The sequence below is a fragment of the Runella defluvii genome (assembly GCF_014195535.1).
Classification (GTDB): Bacteria; Bacteroidota; Bacteroidia; order Cytophagales; family Spirosomataceae; genus Runella; species Runella defluvii.
In genome coordinates this window covers 1-1,087 of sequence record NZ_JACIBY010000050.1, presented here as the reverse complement: position 1 = coordinate 1,087, position 1,087 = coordinate 1, and the positions used below count along the sequence as shown (strand labels likewise).

Genomic DNA, 1,087 nt, shown 5'->3' with positions numbered 1-1,087 from the left:
TAAGTACTTGACCATATTTAGTTTTCATTAAAAGGGCTAAAATTTATATTGAGATGGGTACCTACATTAGCCATACACCGATTCACAGCGTAGAGTAAGTTATCTTTTTGAAGATAATCCTCTGGGATAAGCCATTCCATTTTAAGTTTCCGCCACATGGTTTCAGCAATGTTAAGATGTGGTGAATAGGTTGGTAAAAAGAAGATAAAAAGACCTCTATTTTGCCAAAAAGACCGATATTGGTTTAATAATTTAGACTGATGGATACTGGCATTATCCAAGACAACGACCGTATGTTTTTTTATTTTAAAGGATAAATCATCCAAATGATTGACTACAAATTGACTATCTATGTTTTGTTGAGTGCTCCTCCAATGGCATTGGTTGGTTCTACTAATGAGGCCAAAAATATTGATTTTGTAGCCCTTTTCGGTATAAATAGCTACTTTTTCATTGGAAAATTGCCAACCGTAAGGAACATACCCTTCGCTACTGACACAACTTTCATCACCATAAAACAGGTCTATCAATCCCTTTGCAGCCAATGCTTCCAACTCTTGCAAATCTGCTTTCTTGGATTCATAACTTTGTTGGTTAGGCTTACCCTTACAACGTTTTCTTATGCGTTTATATCGTCCACCAAGTTTTTTAAAAATCGTTTAAAGGTGCTCTTACTCACCTTTTTTTCGCTTGATGCCTCCCATTCAGCCTTAGCTGTGGATACTTTTTGGCGGTGTTGTTTGACTGCTTCCAAAATAGATTCTTCGTCCATGTTTCTATCAATAAGAGGCTTTCTGCCTCGCCCTGGTTTGATATATAGACCTGCTATCCCTTCTGATTTATACCGTTTTAACCAACTGTTTACGCTGACATTGGACATACCAACTATACTACCTACATCCTTTGAATGTCGGCCTTCGGCTTTTAATAGAATCGTTTGGCAGCGTTTCCGAACGCTGTGGTTAGTGGATTCTTTAAAGAGTTTTTCCAACTCTATTTGCTGTGATTCACTTAGAATCGGTCTGTTTACTCGTCCCATTAGGACAAATTTACAAAATAATGCAAACTATTTATGAATCAGTACTTA

2 protein-coding genes are annotated in these 1,087 nt (G+C 37.0%); both read right to left on the bottom strand.

The genetic code is table 11. The features are described 5' to 3' along the window. Positions 1-17: 17 nt before the first annotated feature. On the bottom strand, positions 18-623 hold the full coding sequence (locus tag FHS57_RS31640) for a transposase (RefSeq protein WP_310587034.1): 606 nt from the start codon (positions 621-623) through the stop codon (positions 18-20). Then, positions 620-1,039 (bottom strand): helix-turn-helix domain-containing protein, encoded by a 420-nt coding sequence (locus tag FHS57_RS31635; protein ID WP_183980820.1) that lies wholly within the window; start codon positions 1,037-1,039, stop codon positions 620-622. The genes FHS57_RS31640 and FHS57_RS31635 overlap by 4 nt, the downstream gene beginning before the upstream one ends. Positions 1,040-1,087: the final 48 nt, after the last annotated feature.